Below are 18,719 nucleotides of genomic sequence, written 5' to 3'. Positions count from 1 at the left end.
GCAGCTCAAGCTAGTGCAGCTTCACGCGCGGCTCGGTGCGGCGGGTGAGCGCGCGGGCCATGGTGTCGAGGGCCGTCTTGGCAGTGCCGTGGAGCGCCCGCTCGTGCATCTTGTAGAGCGAGCGGTACATCATCCGGGCGAACAGGCCGGCGATCAGCATGTTCTTGCCGCGGACGAAGCCCATCAGGCTGCCGACGGTCGAGTACTCGCCGAGCGACACCAGCGAGCCGAAATCCTTGTACTTGAAGGCTTTCAGCGGCTTGCCGTCGATCTTGGCCTGGATCTGGCCGACGAGATGGCTCGCCTGCTGGTGCGCCGCCTGGGCCCGCGGCGGCACCGGCGTGTCCGAACCGACCTCCACCAGGTAGGCGCAATCGCCGAGCGCGAAGATGTCGGGGTCGCGGGTGGTCTGCAGCGTCGGGGTGACCACCAGCTGGTTGGTCCGCGTGGTCTCCAGCCCGCCGATGCCCTGCAGGAAGGGCGGAGCCTTCACGCCGGCCGCCCAGACCACCAGCTCCGACGGGATGAAGGTGCCGTCGGCGAGCTGCACGCCGTCGGCCCGCACCTCGGTGACGCGCGCCTTCACGCGGACGTCCACGCCGATCTTGTTGAGGAGCTGCATCACCTCCGCCGAGAGGCGCTGCGGCACCGCCGGCAGGATCCGGTCGGCGGCCTCGGCGAGGGTGATGCGGATGTCCTTGCCCGGGTCGATCCTGTCGAGGCCCGTGGAGACCACGTGGCGCAGGGTCCGGTGCAACTCGGCGGCGAGCTCGGTCCCGGTGGCGCCGGCGCCGATCACCGTCACGTGCAGCTGGCCGGGGCGGACCGGACCGACCTGCGTGTGCGCCCGCAGGGACGCGTTCACGAGGCGCTGGTGGAAGCGCACCGCCTGGTCCTGCGTGTCGAGGGCGATGGCGTGCTCGGCGACCCCGGGCGTGCCGAAATCGTTGGTCGTGGAGCCCACCGCCATCACGAGGGTATCGTACGGGACCGCGCGCTCAGGCGTGACCTCGCGCCCCTCGGAATCGTAGCTCGCCGCGAGCTGGATCGTGCGCGCCTCCCGGTCGAGCCCGGTCATGCGGCCGATCCGGTAGCGGAACCCGTGCATGTGGGCATGATGCAGGTAATCCACCGCATGATGTCCGACATCGAGGCTGCCCGCCGCGACTTCGTGGAGCAGCGGCTTCCAGATATGCGTGCGGGCGCGGTCGACGAGCGTGACATGGGCGCGCTTGCCGCGCCCGAGCTTGTCGCCGAGCTTCGTCACAAGCTGCAATCCAGCCGCGCCGCCGCCGACGACGACGATGCGATGCAGGCCGGACTCGTTCTCGACGGATGCCATCGACACTCTTTCTTCCCCCGAACCGGGATTAAAACGCCGGCCTGCTTACACGTCCTGGGTAACGAATTGCCACATCTGCCTGCCGCCCGCCCACGTGACCAGTGCGCGCGTGGCGGATCACGCGCCGGGCGCGCCGGGCTGACGCAGGGGATGTGCCGCCGCGACCTCCGGAAGGGCGAGGCAGGCCTCTGCGATCCGCGCCACGGTCGGGTAGGGCGCCGTGTCGATGCCGAAGATGCCGGTCCCGACCCAGAGGCTGACGAGGCAGAGATCGGCGTGGCTCACCGCGTCGCCCTGGCAATAGCGGCCGGTCCCCGGCTCGGTGCCGAGCCGCGTCTCCAGGGTCCTCAGGCCGGTCTCGAAGGCGTTGCGCAGAAAGTCGAGCATCCGCTCCCGGGGCAGGCCGTAATGCTCCATCAGGAAGGTGCGCACCCGCGGCACGTAGAGGGGGTGGGTGTCGCAGGCGACGACCTGCGCCAGGGAGCGCGCCCGCGCCCGGGCCCGCGGCTCCTCGGGCAGGAGCCGCACGCCGCCCTTCGTCTCCTCCAGGTAGTCGAGGATCGCGAGCGACTGGGTGAGGGGCGGACCGTCGTCGTCGAACAGGGCCGGCACCGCCCCCTGCGGGTTGATCGCCCGGAATTCCGGCTTGTGCTGGTCGCCCGCGTCGAGATCGATGAAGGTCTCCTCGTAGGGGATGCCCTTCAGCTTGAGCGCGATCCGCACCCGGAAGGCGGCGGCCGAGCGCCAGTTGCCGTACATGTGCATGGGGACAGGATCTCCGACGAGGCCGGACGAGCACAGCCGAGTTTTCGCCCCGCGGCAAGAGCCGGGACGGGGGCCCGGGGGCGACAACCGGATCGGGCCGGCCCATATCGGATGCCTGTCCCGGAGAGACCCCGCCATGGCCGACCAGCCCGACGCCCGCCGCTTCATCCCGCTCAACATCGCGGTGCTCACCGTCTCGGACACGCGCCGGCCTGAGGACGACCGCTCGGGCGATACGCTGACCCAACGCCTCACGGAGGCGGGTCACCGGCTGGCCGACCGTGCCATCGTGCCCGACGAGATCCCGGCGATCCGCGGGCAGGTGGAGGGCTGGCTGCGTGACCCGGGGGTCGACGTGGTGATCAGCACGGGCGGCACCGGCTTCACCGGTCGCGACGTGACCCCGGAGGCGCTGGAGCCGCTGTTCGAGAAGCGGATGGACGGCTTCTCGGCGGTGTTCCACCGGATCTCCTACGACAAGATCGGCACCTCGACCCTGCAATCCCGGGCCACCGCCGGGGTCGCGCAGGCGACCTACGTCTTCGTCCTGCCGGGCTCGCCGGGTGCTTGCCGGGACGCCTGGGACGGGATCCTGGCCCAGCAACTCGACTACCGCCACCGGCCCTGCAACTTCGTGGAGATCATGCCCCGGCTCGACGAGCACCTGCGGCGCGGGGCGAGCATCACCGTGTGACCCGAACCGTCTGCTCGAGGCCGCGCAGCGGAGCCCGGAAGCCAGTGCCGCGCCCCGCCAGAACCTGCAGGCTCGGTGGTTCTGGATTCCGGGCTCGCCATCGGCACCCCGGAAAGACGGGGCTGTGCTGCGGAACCAGCCCGGCGCGCTACGCCGCGTTCCCCTCCTTGCGGCGCAGCACCGAGTGCTTCCGGCCGTAGAAGAAGTAGATCACGAGCCCGATCGCCATCCAGATGACCAGCCGCAGCCACGTGTCGAGCGGCAGGCCGATCATCAGGAGCAGGCAGAACAGGATGCCGAGGATCGGCACCACCGGCACCGCGGGCGCCCGGAACGGGCGCTTCATGTGGCGATCCGTCCGCCGCAGGTAGATCACCGAGCCGCAGACCAGGATGAAGGCGGCGAGCGTCCCGATGCTGACCATCTCGCCCAGGATGTTGATCGGCACCAGGGCGGCCACCAGGGCGACCATGGCCCCGATCAGCGCCTGGCTGCGATAGGGCGTCTGGTAGGTCGGGTGCACGTGGGAGAACATCTTCGGCAGCAGGCCATCCTGGGCCATGGTGAAGAAGATCCGGCTCTGGCCGTAGAGCAGCACCAGGATCACCGTGGTCAGGCCGGTCAGCGCCCCGAGCTTGATCAGGATCGCGAACCAGCCGATGCCGATCACGTCGACCCCCTTGGCGATCGGGTCGGGGACGTTCAGGTCCTTGTAGGGCACGAGCCCGGTGAGCACGGCCGCCACCAGCACGTACAGGATGGTGCAGACGGCGAGCGAGCCCAGGATGCCGATCGGCATGTCCTTCTGCGGCCGGCGCGCCTCCTGGGCCGCGGTCGAGACCGCGTCGAAGCCGATGAAGGCGAAGAACACGACACCCGCACCGCGCAGGATGCCGCTGGCGCCGAAATGCCCGAAGGTGCCGTCGTTGTCCGGGATCAGCGGGCTCCAGTTCGCCGTGTTCACGTGACCCCAGCCCAGCGCGATGAAGGCCACCACGACGGTCAGCTTCACCGCCACCATGATGTTGTTGAAGCGCGCCGATTCCTTCGTGCCGCGCATCAGCAGGATCGTGATCAGCGCCACGATCAGCACCGCCGGCAGGTTGAACAGGGCGGTGCCGCCGCCGTCGATCGGCGTGCCGGGCGCGTGGGCGAACTGCGCCGGGATCGCGATCCCGACATCCTTGAGGATGCTGGTCACGTAGCCCGACCAGCCCACCGCCACGGTGGCCGCCCCCATGGCGTATTCGAGGATCAGGTCCCAGCCGATCAGCCACGCGAAGAACTCGCCCAGCGTCGCGTAGGTGTAGGTGTAGCTCGACCCGGCCACCGGGATCAGCGCCGCCATCTCGGAGTAGCACAGGCCCACGAAGGCGCAGGCGATGCCGCCGAGGATGAAGGAGAGCATGATCCCCGGCCCGGCATATTGTGCGGCGGCCGTGCCGGTAAGGACGAAGATGCCGGCGCCGATGATCGCGCCGATGCCCATCGCGGTGATCGAGAGGGCGCCCAGCGATTTCGAGAGCTGCTGCTCGCCCTCGCCACTCTCGAGGATGTCGCCGACCGACTTGCGCCCCATCAGGCCCGACGAATCCATGGCACCATCCTTTCAGGGCGGAAGCGGGTCAGCGTTCTCGCGCGGTGCAGAGACGGCAAATCTTCCACCCCGTTCAGGGTGTTGTAGAGGAGGCGGGACCGACAACAACGTGGCGTCGCGCAAGATTCTTCCGGTCAGGCCCTGTCGATCCGCGCGATCAGCGGCCGGACCGTGAGGCGCGGCGCGAACACCGCCCCGGCGCGCAGGGCCTCCCGCCGGACGACGTCCCCGGCCCGGGCCTGCCGGGCGCCGGCCACGAGCTCGATCCGGCCGATCAGGCGCGCGGGCCAACCGGCCGCCGGGCGCTGCAGGCGGCCGAGCCCGGTTTCGGGCCGGGCGGTCCCGACGAAGCGGTCGAGGGTCCGGATCCAGCCTTCGGCCAGAACATCCCCGGCCTCCAGGCACAGGATCCAGTCCCGGCGGGCTGCGGCTGCGCCCGCCGCGTAGGGATTGCCGTCTTGGTGCAGGACCAGCGTCGCGCCCGTCGCCTCCGCGACGGCCGCCACGGCCTCGCTGCCGCTCCCGGTGACGATCACCGCGTCGCCGATCAGGCCGCCGGCGACACCCGAGACGAGCACGCTGAGCGTGTCGGCCAGGCGATCGATCGCGTCCGGAGCGGCCGGGTTGGCCAGGAAGGTCACCGCAGAGAGCATGAGCGCGCCCTTAGACGATTTTCCGCCGCCGTAAACCATTGATCCGCCTCCCGAAGGCGCGAACGCGACCGTGCGACGCGTTGCCTGGGGATTTGCCTGAAAATGAGGCGTCGCATCGTTTTTTGTTCGCGTTATGTTCCACGTGAAACACGGGAGCGACTCGGCATGGGACATGGCAGAAGGGGATCCACCCGCGAGGTCGCGCTCCGTCTCGGGCCCAGCACGCCGCCCGAGAGCGCCCGGCGCGGTCGCGGCGCCACCGCCAATCCCACGAGCCGTTTCGCGGCGGCCCGGCATGAGGTGTTCCACGATCCCGACTGGGAAGCCGACGCGCCGGCTCCCGTGCGCACGCAGGTCACGCCGGAGCGCTCGGCCCGCATCATCGCCCGCAACACGTCGCCCGACATCCCGTTCGACCGGTCGGTCAATCCCTATCGCGGCTGCGAGCACGGCTGCATCTACTGCTACGCGCGGCCGACCCACGCCTGGCTCGGTCTGTCGCCGGGGCTCGATTTCGAATCGCGGATCGTCACCAAGCCCGAAGCCGCGCGGCTCCTCACCCGGGAGCTGGCGGCGCCGGGCTATCGCCCCGAGACCATCGCCCTCGGAACGGCCACCGATCCCTACCAGCCGCTGGAGCGCGAGCACCGCATCACCCGCGCGGTCTTGGAGGTGCTGCGGGAGACCCGGCACCCGGTCAGCATCACGACGAAATCCGACCTCATCCTGCGCGACCTCGACATCCTGGCCGAAATGGCCGCGCAGAACCTGATCCTCGTCGCCCTGTCGCTGCCGACCCTCGATCCGGACCTCGCCCGACGTCTCGATCCCCGCGCGCCGCGGCCGGATAAGCGGCTCGCTGCGATGCGCGCCTTGAGCGCGGCGGGCGTGCCCGTGATGGTCAACGTCTCGCCGATCATCCCGGGGCTCACCGATCCCGAGATCGAGACGATCCTCGCCCGGGCCCGGGAGAACGGCGCGAGCCGGATCGGCCACGCGCTGCTCCGGCTGCCGGGTGAGGTCGCCGACCTCGTGGCCGACTGGTTTTCCGCGCATTACCCCGAGCGGAAGGACCGGACCTTCGGGCTGCTGGCACAGGCCCGGGGCGGCCGCGAGAACGATCCGCGTTTCGGCCACCGCTTCCGCGGCGAGGGCGCCTACGCGGCGATGATCGGCCAACGGGTGCGGCTCGCGGGAACACGGCTTGGCTTCGCCTTCGGCCGAATGGCCCTGGACCGGGATGCCTTCCGCAAGCCGGGGGCGCAGTTGGCGCTGTTCTGACGGTCGGCGGATCGGTTTCGGTCGGCTCGCCCGGTCCGACGGGGCCAGCCTCGTGAGGTCGAGCCTCTGACAGGTGGACGACCGGCCGGCCCGGCCCCACCCTTCGAGCAACCTGTCTCGAATACGCGAAGCCGTGCATTGAAAATAATTTGTCCGCGATAAAGATCCACGATGTTGGTCGAGACATAAGATGTAACGACGGGGTTTATGAGCTTGTGTCGTCTAAGTGCATGAACAACACAAGATTGACATGGCCGGCTTTCAGGTTCTTACTGCGCAAAGTTGAGATTTAAAAGACAACTTGTAAGATATAAGCTCTTATAGCAGCGGCAGATCACGTGCATCTATAAAGGATGTTCTGGTGTTCAGGATCGGTCATTCATCTATCGGTGTGACGTTTGGGTCTCTCCTGTTTGCGATGAGCGCCCTGTTGCTCGTGGCGCGTGCCACCACGTTGCTGGAGGCCCGCGAGGAGACGCTGCGCAGTCAGCAGGTTGTCGCCCTGTCGCAGGCGAGCCGCGCCCTGCTCCGCTCGATCGTCGCGACACGGACGGAGCGCGGCACGGCCCTGAGGCTGCTGGCCGACGAGAACCCGATCTCCGAGGCCGACAACACCGCCTTCCAGTCGGATCACCGTGCCCGAATCGACGGCGAGACCGCGCTCTGGGCCCTCGTTGGCACCCTCGACATGCCGGCGGTGCAGGTCACGCTGGAGCCGCTGCGGCGCGCGCAGGAGGCTCTGGCAGCCTTGTGGCCGCAGGTCGAGGCGGCTGCCGCGGTGCCGAAGACCCAGCGCAACGCCACGATCCGGCAGAATGTGGAGGCGGTCAGCGCCGCGCTCCTCCAGGCCCTGGCGGCAACCAACAAGGCGGTGGATACCGTCCTTCCGCGGCAGGATGCGGCCGTCGAGCGCTATCTCGAGATCAAGCGGGCGGCCTGGGCCACCCGAATCGCGTTCGGGATATCCTGGGTCCGGATCGAGACGGCGGTAGCAGCCGGGACGGGCTGGTCCCAGGCCGAGATCGTCGCGGCTGCCGAGGAGCGGGCGCGGCTCTTCGCGGCGTGGTCCGAGGTCGCCGATGCGATCGGCGCCGACCTGCCCGACACGATCAGGCTCGCCTTTCAGGAGGCCCGGGCCCGGAATTTCGAGGGTGAGGCGGCCGCACGGCGCGTTGTCCTGACCGAGGCGCTGAGCGCGGGCAGGCCACCCGGCATCGGGGTGAAGGCGCTGCGGGCAGGCAACATCGCCGACGGAGCCGCCCTCGCCGATCTGGCCAACGCCGCCCTCGATGCGATGATCCAGCGCGCCGAGGCCCTCGCCGCCGCGACGCAGCGGTCGCTGCTGCTCGCGCTCCTGCTTCTCGCCGGTTCTCTGGTGCTGGCCATCGGCGGTACGGGGATCGTCTTCCGGCGCGTGATTCGGCCGATCCAGACCATGATTCAAGCCATGCGGGCTCTCGCGGCCGGCGACGCCACTGTCGCCATCCCGGCCCAAAATCGGCGGGACGAGATCGGCGCGATCGCGGCGGCTGTCCAGGTGTTCAAGGACAACCTGATCCGGACCCGGGCGCTGGAAGCGGAGGCCGATGCGGCCCGCCTCGCCGCGGAGGCGCAGCGCCGGTCGGCCACCGACGCCCTGGCGCAGGGCTTCGAGCAGGCGGTGTCCGGCATCGTCGCGCAAGTCTCCGGCTCCGCGGCCGAGCTGCAGACCACCGCCTGGCAGATGACCACCACAGCCCAGCAGACCGCCAGCCAGTCCAACGCCGTGGCGGCCGCCGCCGAGGAGGCGTCCGCCGGCGTCAGGACGGTGGCGGCCGCCGTCGAGGAACTCGGGACGTCCGTCCAGGAGATCGGGCGTCAGGTCCAGGGCTCATCCGAGCTGGCCCGGATCGCGGTCGGCGAGGCCGATCAGACCGCCACGCTCGTGGCCGCGCTCAACGGGGCGGCCGCCCGGGTCGGGGCCGTGATCGAGCTGATCGCCGGCATCGCCGCGCAGACGAATCTCCTGGCGCTCAACGCGACGATCGAGGCGGCGCGGGCTGGCGAGGCGGGACGGGGTTTCGCGGTGGTCGCCACGGAGGTGAAGGCGCTCGCCGCCCAGACCGGCCAGGCCACCGAGGAGATCGGCCGGCAGATTGGCGAGATCCGCAGCGTGACCGGCCAGGCGGTGGATGCGATCGGCACGATCACCGGCCGGATCGGGGAGATCAGCGCCGTGGCGGCGGCGATCGCGGCGGCGGTGGAGCAGCAGGGAGCGGCCACGCAGGAGATCGTCCGCAACATCACACAGGCCAATGCGGGGACGCAGGAGGTCACCGGCAACATCACCGGCGTGGCGAACGCGGCCGACCAGACGGGCCGCGCGGCCGATCACGTGCTCACCGCGGCCACCGCGCTGTCGCGCCAGTCCGAGCAGCTCGCGGCCGAGGTCGATCGGTTCCTGGCAAGCGTCCGGGCCGCGTGAACCCGACCGGTCAGGCCGGGCCGAACCCGCGGGTGAAGCTGAGCCGGTGATGCGGGCTCCGGCCGAGCTTCGTCAGGCCGACGCGGTGGATTGCCGTGCCGTAGCCGACGTTGCGCTCCCAGCCGTAGCCGGGATGGCGCTCGGCCAAGCGCCGCATCAGGTCGTCGCGAAACACCTTGGCGACGATAGAGGCGGCGGCGATCTGCGGGACCAGCCTGTCGCCGCCGACCACCGCGCGGCCCGGCAGGCCCGGCAGGCCCGGCAGGGCATCGCGCCCGTCGACCAGGACCGGCGCGTCGAGCCCGAGGCGGGCCACTGCGCGCGCCATCGCGTCGAGGGTGGCGGCGCGGATGTTGATCCGGTCGATCAGCGCCCGGGAGCCCGCCGCCACCGCGACGCGCCCATGGGCGCGGATCAGCGGCGCCAGCCGCGCGCGGACCGGCTCGGGCACGCGCTTGCTGTCGTCCAGGGCGGCGAGCAGATCCGGTGGGAGCGCCACGGGATCGAACCAGACCGCTGCCACCACCACGGGCCCGCACAGCGCGCCGCGCCCGACCTCGTCGCAGCCGATGACGGCGGGGTACTCGGCCGCGCGGGCCGGATCGAACGGCATCGTCGTGGCGGGCGGCTTCCCGGCAGGAGACTTTAGGGCAGGGGACTTCCGGGCGGGGGACTTCCGGGGAGGCGGCATGGCCTTCTCCTGCCATCCCGCGCGGGCGCCGTCACCGGTCAGGCGGCGTCCCGGGTCCCCTGCACACCGCCATGCGCCTCGACGATGTTGCCGAAAAACTGGCGGGCGCTCTCGTCCCAGCCGCAGCGCAGGGCCTCGGCCCGGCATTCGGCGCGCGACAGGTCGAGGGCCGCGAGCGAGGCGGCCCGCAGATCCCGGTCGAGCACCCCGACGCGGGTGCCGCCGACGACGTCGTTCGGTCCCGGCACCGGGAAGGCCGCCACCGGCAGCCCGCTGGCCAGGGCCTCGAGAAGCACGATGCCGAACGTGTCGGTGAGGCTCGGGAAAACGAAGACGTCGCAGGCTGCGTAGACCGCCGAGAGGTCCGCGCCGGTCCGAGTGCCGAGGAACCGTGCTCCGGGCGCCAGCGCCTGGAGCCGCGCCCGGTCCGGGCCGTCGCCCACGACGACCTTGGTGCCCGGCAGATCGAGGCTCAGGAAGGCCGCGACGTTCTTCTCCACAGCGAGCCGCCCGACATAGAGGAACAGCGGCCGAGGCAGTCCGACGAGGTCCGCCGGGAGCGGGGCGCCGGGCTCGGCGGGCCGGAATCGCGCGGTATCGACGCCGCGGGTCCAGCGCATCAGCCGGCCGAAGCCCCTTGCCGCCAGCTCGCCCTGCAGCGAGGCGGTGCTGACCATCGTGCCCCGGGCGGCGCCGTGGAAGCGGCGCAGATAGGCGTAGGACCAAGCCTCCGGCACGGGGGCCCGGGCTGCGAGGTACTCGGGGAAGCGCGTGTGGTAGCTCGTGGTGAAGGGCAGCGCATGGGCGAGGCAGTAGCGCCGGGCCGCCGTGCCCACGGGCCCTTCGGTCGCGATGTGGACGTGGGTCGGCCGCTCCGCGTTCCAGCGCGCGGCCACCCGCTCCCGCCCGGCATAGGCGAGGCGGATCTCCGGATAGCCCGGCAGGGGCAGCGAGCGGAAATCCGCGACCGTCAGCAAGGCCGTCTCGAAGCCGTGCTCCGGCGCGCGCCACACCATCTGCTCCAGGGAGCGCACCACGCCGTTCACCTGCGGGTGCCAGGCATCGCTGGCGATGAGGAGCTTCACGGGCGGTGACCTCACGCCACGGCGCGCCGGCCCGGCAGCGTGTCCGGGACGCTCTCGGCCCTGCGCGCCCGCAGGACGCTCGGATAGTGCAGCACCTCGATGCGACCGTCGTAGTGCTCGACCAAGCCGGTGCAGGATTCGACCCAGTCGCCGGTGTTGAGGTAGCGCAGATCGCCGATCGGCCGGTCGGCCGCATGGTGGATGTGGCCGCAGATCACGCCGTCGGCGCCCTGCCGGCGCGCCTCGTCGGCCAGGATCGTCTCGAAGCGGCCGATGAAGCTGACGGCGTTCTTCACGCGCAGCTTCGCCCAGGCGGAGAGCGACCAGTAGGACAGGCCGAGGCGCCGCCGCGCCTTGTTGATCACGGTGTTGAGGGACAAAGCCAGCGTGTAGGCACCGTCGCCGAGATGGGCGAGCCAGCGCGAGTGGCGCACCACCATGTCGAACTGGTCGCCGTGGATCACGAGGTAGCGCCGGCCGTCGGCCGCCTCGTGGATCGCGGTCTCCGCCAGCTCGATCCCGCCGAAATTGGTGCCGACATAGTCGCGCAGGAACTCGTCGTGGTTGCCCGGCAGGTAGACGATGCGGGTCCCCTTGCGGACCTTGCGCAGGAGCTTCTGCACGACGTCGTTGTGCTCCTGCGGCCAGTACCATCCGGAGCGCAGCTGCCAGCCATCCACGATGTCGCCGACGAGGTAGATCGTATCGGCGTCGTAATCCTTCAGGAACGACAGCAGCAGCCCGGCACGGCAGCCGCGCGTGCCGAGATGCAGGTCGGACAGGAACAGCGTCCGAACCCGGACCGGCATCTCCTCAACCTCGGCCACGGTACCCTCTCCCGGCGGCTGTACGGTGCCAGGATCCAGAGCGCGATCGCATCTCAGTTTGATGACGCGGGTCCTAGGCGGCGGAGCCAGCGCTGGTGCGGTGCCGCGACGCCTCTCAACCCGAGATCATCTTCGTTGCGGCGCACAAAAAATTTTTTTGCCAAGTTCCGGAAGTTTTTCCGGTTTTCCTTTCCGGGCTCGCCGCCTCATAATACCAGGAACCGGCGGCTCGGCACGAGCTCGGCCGGACCTTGACAGGAAGGCGGCGAGGACGGCCCTGAGGCCGTTGGACGGGACGGCATTTCGGAGGCGACCGGCGCGCGGGGGCGTGCCGCGACGCGAGCGGCGTGAGGCCGCCTGCCGCTCCGCGGAGGCCCCCCGATCACGGCAGAGGATGGCGTTCGAGGGGGTGCGGCGCGAGCCGCTTTCGACGGCGCCGGACCGGCTCCCTGAGGACGCTTGAACAACCCGGCGCGGGTTCACGCTCGCCCACAATGGACTTTTCGGAGGAAACATCATGGCCGCAACCCGGCGCCCCGGTCGCAACCACCTCTTCATCCCGGGTCCCACCAACATCCCGGAGCGCGTCCTGCGCGCCATGCACGTGCAGTCCGAGGATCACCGCTCGCCGAGCTTCCCCGAGCTGGTGAAGCCGCTCCTGCAGGACTCCAAGATGGTGTTCGGCTCGACCAACGGGACGGTCATCCTGTTCCCGTCCTCGGGCACCGGCATCTGGGAATCGGCCCTGTCCAACACCCTCTGCCGCGGCGACAAGGTGCTCACCGCCCGCTACGGCCAGTTCAGCCACCTGTGGGTCGACATGGCCCAGCGCCTCGGCCTCGACGTGGTCGTTCAGGAGGAGGAGTGGGGCGCCGGCGCCGATCCGCAGAAGATCGAGGAGGCGCTCCGGGCCGACAAGGATCACGCCATCAAGGCCGTGATGGTCGTCCACAACGAGACCGCCACGGGCGTCACCAGCGACATCGGCGCGGTGCGCAGGGCGATCGACGCCGCCGGCCACCCGGCGCTGCTGTTCGTGGACGGCATCTCGCCGATCGGCTCGCTGCCGTTCTACATGGACGACTGGAAGGTCGATTGCGCCATCGCGGGCTCGCAGAAGGGCTTCATGCTGCCGGCCGGCCTCGGCCTGATCTGCATCAGCCCGAAGGCGCTTAAGATCGCCGAGGGCGGCACCGGCCGCAACGACCGGCTCGGCCACGCCTACTTCGCCTGGAAGGACCAGCTGGCCGCCAACGCCACCGGCTACTTCCCCTACACCCCCGTCCTGCCGCTGCTCTACGGCCTGCGCGAGGCCCTGGCGATCGTGAAGGAAGAGGGGCTGGAGAACGTCTACCACCGCCATCACGTGCTCGCCGAGGCGACCCGCCAGGCCGTGGCGGCCTGGGGCCTCAAGCCCTGCGCCAAGGAGCCGAAGTGGAACTCCGACACGGTCACGGCGATCGTGGTGCCGGAGGGCGCCGACGCCGCCAAGGTGATCACCCACGCCTACGAGCGCTACAACCTCTCGCTGGGCGCCGGCCTGTCGAAAGTCGCCGGCAAGGTGTTCCGCATCGGCCACCTGGGCGACCTGAACGAGCTGTCGCTGCTGGGCGCCATCGCGGGCGCCGAGATGGCCATGCTCGATTGCGGCATCAAGGTCACGCCGGGTTCGGGCGTCGCCGCCGCCTCCAGCTACCTGCGCGAGAATCCGCTGCATAAGGCGTGATCGGCGCACGCGATCGGGGCGGGACCGGGTTGCCGGGCCCGCCCCGACGCGCAAGTAAGACCAAGACTATCGAGGAAACCGCCCGTCGTCCGAGAGGGGTTCTATGACCAAGAAGATCGTGTTCCTGGATCGTGAATCCCTCGACGCCAGGGTCCGACCGTTCAACTTCCCGCATGAATACGTCGAGCACGAGTCGACCTGGACGCCGGAAGAGATCGTCTCCCGCCTCCAGGGGGCGGAGATCGCGCTGATCAACAAGGTCCCGATGCGGGCCGAGACGCTGAAGCAGCTGCCCGACCTGAAGCTGATCGCGGTGGCCGCCACCGGCACCGACGTGGTCGACAAGGCCCAGGCCAAACAGCAGGGCATTACCGTCGTCAACATCCGCAACTACGCGTTCAACACCGTGCCGGAGCACGTGGTCGGGCTGATGTTCGCCCTGCGCCGGGCGATCGTGCCCTACGCCAACTCGGTCCGGCGCGGCGATTGGGCGAAGTCGAAGCAGTTCTGCTACTTCGACTATCCGATCTACGACATCGCCGGCTCGACGCTCGGCATCGTCGGCTACGGGGCGCTGGGCAAGTCGATCGCCAAGCGCGCCGAGGCACTCGGCATGAAGGTCCTCGCCTACGACGTGTTCCCGCAGGACGGGCTCGCCGACTTCGAGACAATCCTGACGCAGTCCGACGTGATCACGCTGCACGTGCCGCTGACCCCCGACACCAAGGGTATGATCGGCGCCGCCGAGCTCAAGAAGATGAAGAAGAGCGCCATCCTCATCAACACGGCCCGGGGTGGGCTGGTGGACGAGGCGGCCCTGCTCGAAGCGCTCAAGGACGGCACGATCGCGGGCGCCGGCTTCGACGTGGTGGCGCAGGAGCCGCCCAAGGACGGCAACATCCTGTGCGACGCCGACCTGCCGAACCTGATCGTCACGCCGCACGTGGCCTGGGCCAGCAAGGAGGCGATGCAGATCCTGGCCGATCAGCTCGTCGACAACGTCGAGGCGTTCGTGGCGGGCAAGCCGCAGAACGTGGTCGAGAGCTGAGGCGGCGCAGATCGCACGCCGTCGTTCCGGGGCGCCGCAGGCGAGCCCGGAACCCAGTTGCGCCGACGGTGTCGGCCGAGAACCACCTGTGCGTCTGGATTCCGGGCTCCGCTCCGCGGCCCCGGAATGACGGGGTGGATGTCCCTGACGTGATGATGCCCATCCTGGGCCGAGGTTAAGACATGACCAAGAAGCTGCTGTTCCTGTTCGACACCGATGCGGTTCCGAACGTGTTCGACACGGTGGTCGGCTACGACGGCGGTGCCGACCACATCACCGGCTACGGCGGCGTCAATCCCGACAATGTCGGCGCGCTCGTGGACGGCACGATCTACACCCGCGGCGGCTCCGAGAAGAAGTCGACGGCGATCTTCGTCGGCGGCGGCAGCATGGCGGCCGGCGAAGAGCTGTTCACCGCGGTCAAGAAGCGGTTCTTCGGCCCGTTCAGGGTCTCGGTGATGCTCGATTCCAACGGCTCCAACACCACGGCCGCCGCGGGCGTTGCCCTGGTGGCCAAGGCCGCGGGCTCGCTCCAGGGCAAGAAGGCCGTCGTGCTGGCGGGCACCGGGCCGGTCGGCATGCGCTCGGCCGCGCTCCTCGCCGGCGAGGGCGCCGAGGTCACCATCGCGGGCCGCGCGCTGGACAAGACCCAGGCCGCCGCGGACCAGATCAACAAGCGCTTCAAGGTCAACGTGAAGGCCGCCGCGACCCCCGACGAGGCCTCCCGCGTCGCCCTGGTGAAGGGCACGAACCTCGTGTTCACCGCCGGCGCCATCGGCGTCGAGCTGCTGCCGGAAGCGGCCTGGGCGCAGGAATCGTCGATCGAGTTCGTCGCCGACTACAACGCCCAGCCCCCGACCGGCATCGGCGGCATCGACGTGATGGACAAGGGCAAGGAGCGCAACGGCAAGCAGGCCTTCGGCGCTCTCGGCATCGGCGGCCTGAAGCTCAAGCTGCACCGGGCCTGCGTCGGCCAGCTCTTCGACAGCACCGACAAGGTGCTCGACGCCGAGGAGATCTACGCCCTCGCCAAGACCATGGCCTGAGGAGGCGCCGGTGACCGAGACGCATCGCCCCGAGACCGACAGCATCGAGAAATTCCTGACGGAGCTGGCGAGTGCCGCCCCCACCCCCGGGGGCGGCGGCGCGGCGGCGATCTCCGGCGCCATGGGCGCGGCCCTGGTGTCGATGGTCTGCAACCTCACCATCGGCAAGAAGAAGTACGTCGAGGTCGAGGCCGAGCTGAATGAGGTCCTGGCCAAGTCCGAGGGCCTGCGGGTCGTGCTCACCGGCATGATCGGGGAGGACGTCCAGGCCTTCGACGCCGTGATGGGCGCCTACGGCCTGCCCAAGGCCACCGATGACGAGAAGGCGGCCCGGGCCGAGAAGATCCAGGCCGCGCTCAAGACAGCCTGCGACGTGCCGCTCGCCTGCTGCCGGGCCTGCCGCGCGGTAATCGACCTCGCGGCGGTCACGGCCGACAAGGGCAACCTCAACGTCGTGTCGGATGCCGGCGTGGCGGTGCTGTCCGCCTATGCCGGCCTGCGCAGCGCGGCCCTCAACGTCTACGTGAACGCCAAGGGCCTCGAGGACCGCGAGTTCGCCGACGAGCGGCTGAAGGAACTCGAAGATCTGCTCTCGGAGGCCGGTGCGCTGACCGAGAAGGTCTACGCGGTCGTGAAAGCCAAGGTAAACTGAGAGGGGCACACGGCTCTCCCCGTCGTTCCGGGGAGACGCAGGCGAGCCCGGACCCGTAGGGGCACGCCGGAGGCGGGCAACCCAAAACCGCTGCTGGTGGATGATCTTGGCGCGTCGGCGGCTCTGGATCCCGGGCTCCGCTGCGCGGCCCCGGGATGACGGCGAGGGGCAGCCTAGGCCGCGACGACGCTGCCCTCAGGTGATGGCCCACGCCGTCATTCCGGGGCGCCGCAGGCGAGCCCGGAATCCAGAAGCGCCAGCCGTGCACGACCTTGCCGCGTCGGCGGCTCTGGATGTCCGGTTCCGCTGCCCGGCCCCGGGATGACGGCAAGGGACGGGTTCGGTTCTGGATCTACAGTCGAGGCCGGGTGCATCGTGCCCCCGGCCTCGTTGTTTTTCTGTATGTCGCGGTGCAGCATCGAATACGATCCGTGCTGCGGCCGCGAAAAAGTCTCGATCAATCAGCCGCTTAAAAAATTTGACGGGCGTAATCTTTCGACTCAACTAAAGTGAAGGGCGTCAACGGCGGCAACGAACCGCGGAGGAGACGCCGAATGGACGTCCACGAGTATCAGGCCAAGGAGCTGCTCGCGAGCTTCGGCGTGGCCGTCCCGAAAGGGGCCATCGCGTTCAGCCCGGATCAGGCGGTCTACGCGGCCACCGAGCTCGGCGGCTCGTTCTGGGCCGTCAAGGCGCAGATCCACGCCGGCGCCCGCGGCAAGGCCGGCGGCATCAAGCTGTGCCGGACCTACAACGAGGTCCGCGACGCCGCCAAGGACCTCCTCGGCAAGCGCCTCGTCACCCACCAGACCGGCCCCGAGGGCAAGCCGGTGCAGCGCGTCTACGTGGAGACCGCCGACCCGTTCGAGCGCGAGCTCTACCTCGGCTACGTGCTGGACCGGAAGGCCGAGCGCGTCCGGGTCATCGCCAGCCAGCGCGGCGGCATGGATATCGAGGAGATCGCCGCCAAGGAGCCGGACTCGCTCATCCAGGTGGTGGTCGAGCCGGCGGTCGGCCTGCAGCAGTTCCAGGCGCGGGAGATCGCCTTCCAGCTCGGCCTCAACATCAAGCAGGTCTCGGCCGCGGTGAAGACGATCATGAACGCCTACCGGGCGTTCCGCGACTGCGACGGCACCATGCTGGAGATCAACCCGCTCGTCGTCACCAAGGACGACCGGGTGCTGGCGCTCGATGCCAAGATGAGCTTCGACGACAACGCCCTGTTCCGTCGGCCGGGCATCGCCGACATGCACGACCCGTCCCAGGGCGACCCCCGCGAGGCCCAGGCCGCCGAGCACAACCTCAGCTACATCGGCCTTGAGGGGGAGATCGGCTGCATCGTCAACGGCGCCGGGCTGGCCATGGCCACCATGGACATGATCAAGCACGCGGGCGGCGAGCCGGCGAATTTCTTGGATGTCGGTGGTGGTGCTTCTCCGGAACGCGTCGCGACGGCGTTCCGGCTGGTCCTGTCGGACCGCAACGTGAAGGCGATCCTCGTCAACATCTTCGCCGGCATCAACCGCTGCGACTGGGTCGCCGAGGGCGTCGTGCAGGCCGCCCGCGAGGTCAAGATCGACGTGCCGCTGGTGGTGCGGCTGGCCGGCACGAATGTGGAGGCGGGCAAGAAGATCCTGGCCGAGAGCGGCCTCGACCTGATCACCGCCGACACCCTGGCGGAGGCGGCCAAGAAGGCGGTCGACGCCTGCTCCGCCGCCAAGACGCAGCACTAAAAAGGGGGAGACCGCGCCATGAGCATCCTCATCGACGAGACCACCCCGATCATCGTCCAGGGCATCACGGGCGACAAGGGCACCTTCCACGCCAAGGAGATGCTGGACTACGGCACGAACGTCGTCGGCGGCGTCACGCCCGGCAAGGGCGGGCGCACCCATCTCGGCCTGCCGGTGTTCAACACCGTCAAGGAAGCGGTGGCGGCGACCGGCGCCACGACCTCGATCACCTTCGTGGCGCCGCCCTTCGCGGCGGACGCCATCATGGAGGCGGCCGATGCCGGGCTGCGGCTGGTCTGCTCGATCACCGACGGCATCCCCGCCCAGGACATGATGCGGGTGAAGCGCTACCTGTACCGCTACCCGAAAGAGAAGCGGACCATGGTGGTCGGCCCGAACTGCGCCGGCATCATCTCGCCCGGCAAGGCGATGCTGGGCATCATGCCCGGCCACATCTACCTCCCGGGCAATGTCGGGGTCATCTCCCGCTCGGGCACGCTGGGCTACGAGGCCGCCTCCCAGCTCAAGGAGCTCGGTCTCGGGATCTCGACCTCGGTGGGCATCGGCGGCGACCCGATCAACGGCTCGTCGTTCCTCGACCACCTCGCCCTGTTCGAGACCGATCCGGACACCGACGCGGTGCTGATGATCGGCGAGATCGGCGGCCCGCAGGAGGCCGAGGCCTCGGCCTGGATCCGCGAGAACATGTCGAAGCCCGTGATCGGCTTCGTGGCCGGACTCACGGCGCCGAAGGGCCGGCGGATGGGCCATGCCGGCGCGATCATCTCGGCGGCCGGCGACAGCGCCGCCGAGAAGGCCGAGATCATGCGCTCCTACGGGCTGACCGTGGCGCCGGATCCGGGGTCGTTCGGGCAGACCGTGGCCGACGTGCTGGCCCGGGCGGCGTAGCGCGCCGGCATCCAGAAGCGTGCCGCGCTCCCTCCCACTCTGCGGGGGAGGGTGGCCCGCGAAGCGGGCCGGGACGAAGTCCCGCAAAGGGGGAGCCCGGCCCCAGGAAATCGCGCGACCTTCAAGACGGCCGCAGCCTCGTACTGCACCGTCGCTCCCCCTTGCGGGACTTCGTCCCGACCCGCCCCCGCAGAGTGGGAGGGGGC

The 18,719-nt window shown here is 69.8% G+C and carries 16 protein-coding genes; 9 read left to right on the top strand and 7 right to left on the bottom strand.

Going from position 1 to position 18,719, the window contains the following annotated elements; genetic code table 11:
- Positions 1 to 10 precede the first annotated feature (10 nt).
- Both M6G65_RS20505 and maiA read right to left on the bottom strand, forming a co-directional pair.
- Complete coding sequence (locus M6G65_RS20505) at positions 11 to 1,342, bottom strand: NAD(P)/FAD-dependent oxidoreductase (RefSeq protein ID WP_250102807.1); 1,332 nt, start codon at positions 1,340 to 1,342, stop codon at positions 11 to 13.
- A 117-nt stretch (positions 1,343 to 1,459) separates the two neighbouring features.
- Positions 1,460 to 2,107 (bottom strand): maleylacetoacetate isomerase, encoded by a 648-nt coding sequence (gene maiA, locus M6G65_RS20500; protein ID WP_238196742.1) that lies wholly within the window; start codon positions 2,105 to 2,107, stop codon positions 1,460 to 1,462.
- Positions 2,108 to 2,243: 136 nt separating this feature from the next.
- Here maiA and moaB point away from each other — a divergent pair, with 136 nt between their 5' ends.
- Complete coding sequence (moaB, locus tag M6G65_RS20495) at positions 2,244 to 2,801, top strand: molybdenum cofactor biosynthesis protein B (RefSeq protein WP_238196743.1); 558 nt, start codon at positions 2,244 to 2,246, stop codon at positions 2,799 to 2,801.
- A 148-nt stretch (positions 2,802 to 2,949) separates the two neighbouring features.
- Here moaB and M6G65_RS20490 read toward each other — a convergent pair whose 3' ends face one another.
- Together M6G65_RS20490 and M6G65_RS20485 are read right to left on the bottom strand one after the other, a co-directional pair.
- Complete coding sequence (locus M6G65_RS20490) at positions 2,950 to 4,398, bottom strand: amino acid permease (RefSeq protein ID WP_250102806.1); 1,449 nt, start codon at positions 4,396 to 4,398, stop codon at positions 2,950 to 2,952.
- Positions 4,399 to 4,532: 134 nt separating this feature from the next.
- Positions 4,533 to 5,051 carry a hypothetical protein gene (locus M6G65_RS20485; protein WP_238196745.1) on the bottom strand — a complete coding sequence of 173 codons (519 nt, stop codon included), beginning with the start codon at positions 5,049 to 5,051 and terminating at the stop codon, positions 4,533 to 4,535.
- 165 nt (positions 5,052 to 5,216) lie between these two features.
- Here M6G65_RS20485 and M6G65_RS20480 point away from each other — a divergent pair, with 165 nt between their 5' ends.
- Positions 5,217 to 6,332, top strand: a complete 1,116-nt coding sequence (locus M6G65_RS20480; RefSeq protein WP_238196746.1) for a PA0069 family radical SAM protein — start codon at positions 5,217 to 5,219, stop codon at positions 6,330 to 6,332.
- Between the two features lie 418 nt (positions 6,333 to 6,750).
- Complete coding sequence (locus M6G65_RS20475; protein ID WP_250102805.1) at positions 6,751 to 8,796, top strand: methyl-accepting chemotaxis protein; 2,046 nt, start codon at positions 6,751 to 6,753, stop codon at positions 8,794 to 8,796.
- A gap of 10 nt (positions 8,797 to 8,806) precedes the next feature.
- Here M6G65_RS20475 and rnhB read toward each other — a convergent pair whose 3' ends face one another.
- The 3 genes from rnhB to M6G65_RS20460 form a co-directional block, all read right to left on the bottom strand.
- Positions 8,807 to 9,409, bottom strand: coding sequence for a ribonuclease HII (rnhB, locus tag M6G65_RS20470; RefSeq protein WP_238196854.1), 603 nt, complete (start codon positions 9,407 to 9,409; stop codon positions 8,807 to 8,809).
- A 116-nt stretch (positions 9,410 to 9,525) separates the two neighbouring features.
- Entirely contained in the window at positions 9,526 to 10,572 is a 1,047-nt protein-coding gene (locus tag M6G65_RS20465) for a glycosyltransferase family 4 protein (protein ID WP_250102804.1), read from the bottom strand.
- Between the two features lie 11 nt (positions 10,573 to 10,583).
- Entirely contained in the window at positions 10,584 to 11,399 is an 816-nt protein-coding gene (locus M6G65_RS20460; protein ID WP_250102803.1) for a UDP-2,3-diacylglucosamine diphosphatase, read from the bottom strand.
- Between the two features lie 517 nt (positions 11,400 to 11,916).
- Here M6G65_RS20460 and M6G65_RS20455 point away from each other — a divergent pair.
- From M6G65_RS20455 to sucD, 6 genes are all read left to right on the top strand, one after another.
- Positions 11,917 to 13,125: an aminotransferase class V-fold PLP-dependent enzyme gene (locus tag M6G65_RS20455; RefSeq protein ID WP_250102802.1), complete on the top strand. Its 1,209-nt coding sequence runs from the start codon at positions 11,917 to 11,919 to the stop codon at positions 13,123 to 13,125.
- 103 nt (positions 13,126 to 13,228) lie between these two features.
- On the top strand, positions 13,229 to 14,173 hold the full coding sequence (locus M6G65_RS20450; RefSeq protein WP_250102801.1) for a D-2-hydroxyacid dehydrogenase: 945 nt from the start codon (positions 13,229 to 13,231) through the stop codon (positions 14,171 to 14,173).
- 182 nt (positions 14,174 to 14,355) lie between these two features.
- Positions 14,356 to 15,219, top strand: a complete 864-nt coding sequence (locus M6G65_RS20445; protein WP_238196751.1) for an NADP-dependent methylenetetrahydromethanopterin/methylenetetrahydrofolate dehydrogenase — start codon at positions 14,356 to 14,358, stop codon at positions 15,217 to 15,219.
- Positions 15,220 to 15,229: 10 nt separating this feature from the next.
- Positions 15,230 to 15,871 carry a methenyltetrahydrofolate cyclohydrolase gene (gene fchA / locus M6G65_RS20440; RefSeq protein ID WP_238196752.1) on the top strand — a complete coding sequence of 214 codons (642 nt, stop codon included), beginning with the start codon at positions 15,230 to 15,232 and terminating at the stop codon, positions 15,869 to 15,871.
- Positions 15,872 to 16,425: 554 nt separating this feature from the next.
- Positions 16,426 to 17,604, top strand: coding sequence for a malate--CoA ligase subunit beta (locus tag M6G65_RS20435; protein ID WP_238196753.1), 1,179 nt, complete (start codon positions 16,426 to 16,428; stop codon positions 17,602 to 17,604).
- Positions 17,605 to 17,622: 18 nt separating this feature from the next.
- A complete protein-coding gene (sucD, locus tag M6G65_RS20430; protein ID WP_010687110.1) occupies positions 17,623 to 18,513 on the top strand; it encodes a succinate--CoA ligase subunit alpha in 891 nt (296 codons plus the stop codon).
- Positions 18,514 to 18,719: the final 206 nt, after the last annotated feature.

It is taken from the genome of Methylobacterium tardum (assembly GCF_023546765.1).
GTDB lineage: Bacteria > Pseudomonadota > Alphaproteobacteria > Rhizobiales > Beijerinckiaceae > Methylobacterium > Methylobacterium tardum.
The sequence above is the reverse complement of the archived record's forward strand: the minus strand, read 5'-3'. Positions and strand labels throughout refer to the sequence as shown.

Bases quoted from the DNA above. Each gene is read 5' to 3' on its own strand.
- M6G65_RS20480 (WP_238196746.1), top strand. From the start codon at position 5,217: ATGGGACATGGCAGAAGGGGATCCACCCGCGAGGTCGCGCTCCGTCTC.
- maiA (WP_238196742.1), bottom strand. From the start codon at position 2,107: ATGCACATGTACGGCAACTGGCGCTCGGCCGCCGCCTTCCGGGTGCGG.
- M6G65_RS20485 (WP_238196745.1), bottom strand. From the start codon at position 5,051: ATGCTCTCTGCGGTGACCTTCCTGGCCAACCCGGCCGCTCCGGACGCG.
- M6G65_RS20445 (WP_238196751.1), top strand. From the start codon at position 14,356: ATGACCAAGAAGCTGCTGTTCCTGTTCGACACCGATGCGGTTCCGAAC.
- M6G65_RS20475 (WP_250102805.1), top strand. From the start codon at position 6,751: ATGAGCGCCCTGTTGCTCGTGGCGCGTGCCACCACGTTGCTGGAGGCC.
- M6G65_RS20505 (WP_250102807.1), bottom strand. From the start codon at position 1,342: ATGGCATCCGTCGAGAACGAGTCCGGCCTGCATCGCATCGTCGTCGTC.
- sucD (WP_010687110.1), top strand. From the start codon at position 17,623: ATGAGCATCCTCATCGACGAGACCACCCCGATCATCGTCCAGGGCATC.
- M6G65_RS20455 (WP_250102802.1), top strand. From the start codon at position 11,917: ATGGCCGCAACCCGGCGCCCCGGTCGCAACCACCTCTTCATCCCGGGT.
- M6G65_RS20435 (WP_238196753.1), top strand. From the start codon at position 16,426: ATGGACGTCCACGAGTATCAGGCCAAGGAGCTGCTCGCGAGCTTCGGC.
- rnhB (WP_238196854.1), bottom strand. From the start codon at position 9,409: ATGCCGTTCGATCCGGCCCGCGCGGCCGAGTACCCCGCCGTCATCGGC.
- moaB (WP_238196743.1), top strand. From the start codon at position 2,244: ATGGCCGACCAGCCCGACGCCCGCCGCTTCATCCCGCTCAACATCGCG.
- M6G65_RS20450 (WP_250102801.1), top strand. From the start codon at position 13,229: ATGACCAAGAAGATCGTGTTCCTGGATCGTGAATCCCTCGACGCCAGG.
- M6G65_RS20490 (WP_250102806.1), bottom strand. From the start codon at position 4,398: ATGGATTCGTCGGGCCTGATGGGGCGCAAGTCGGTCGGCGACATCCTC.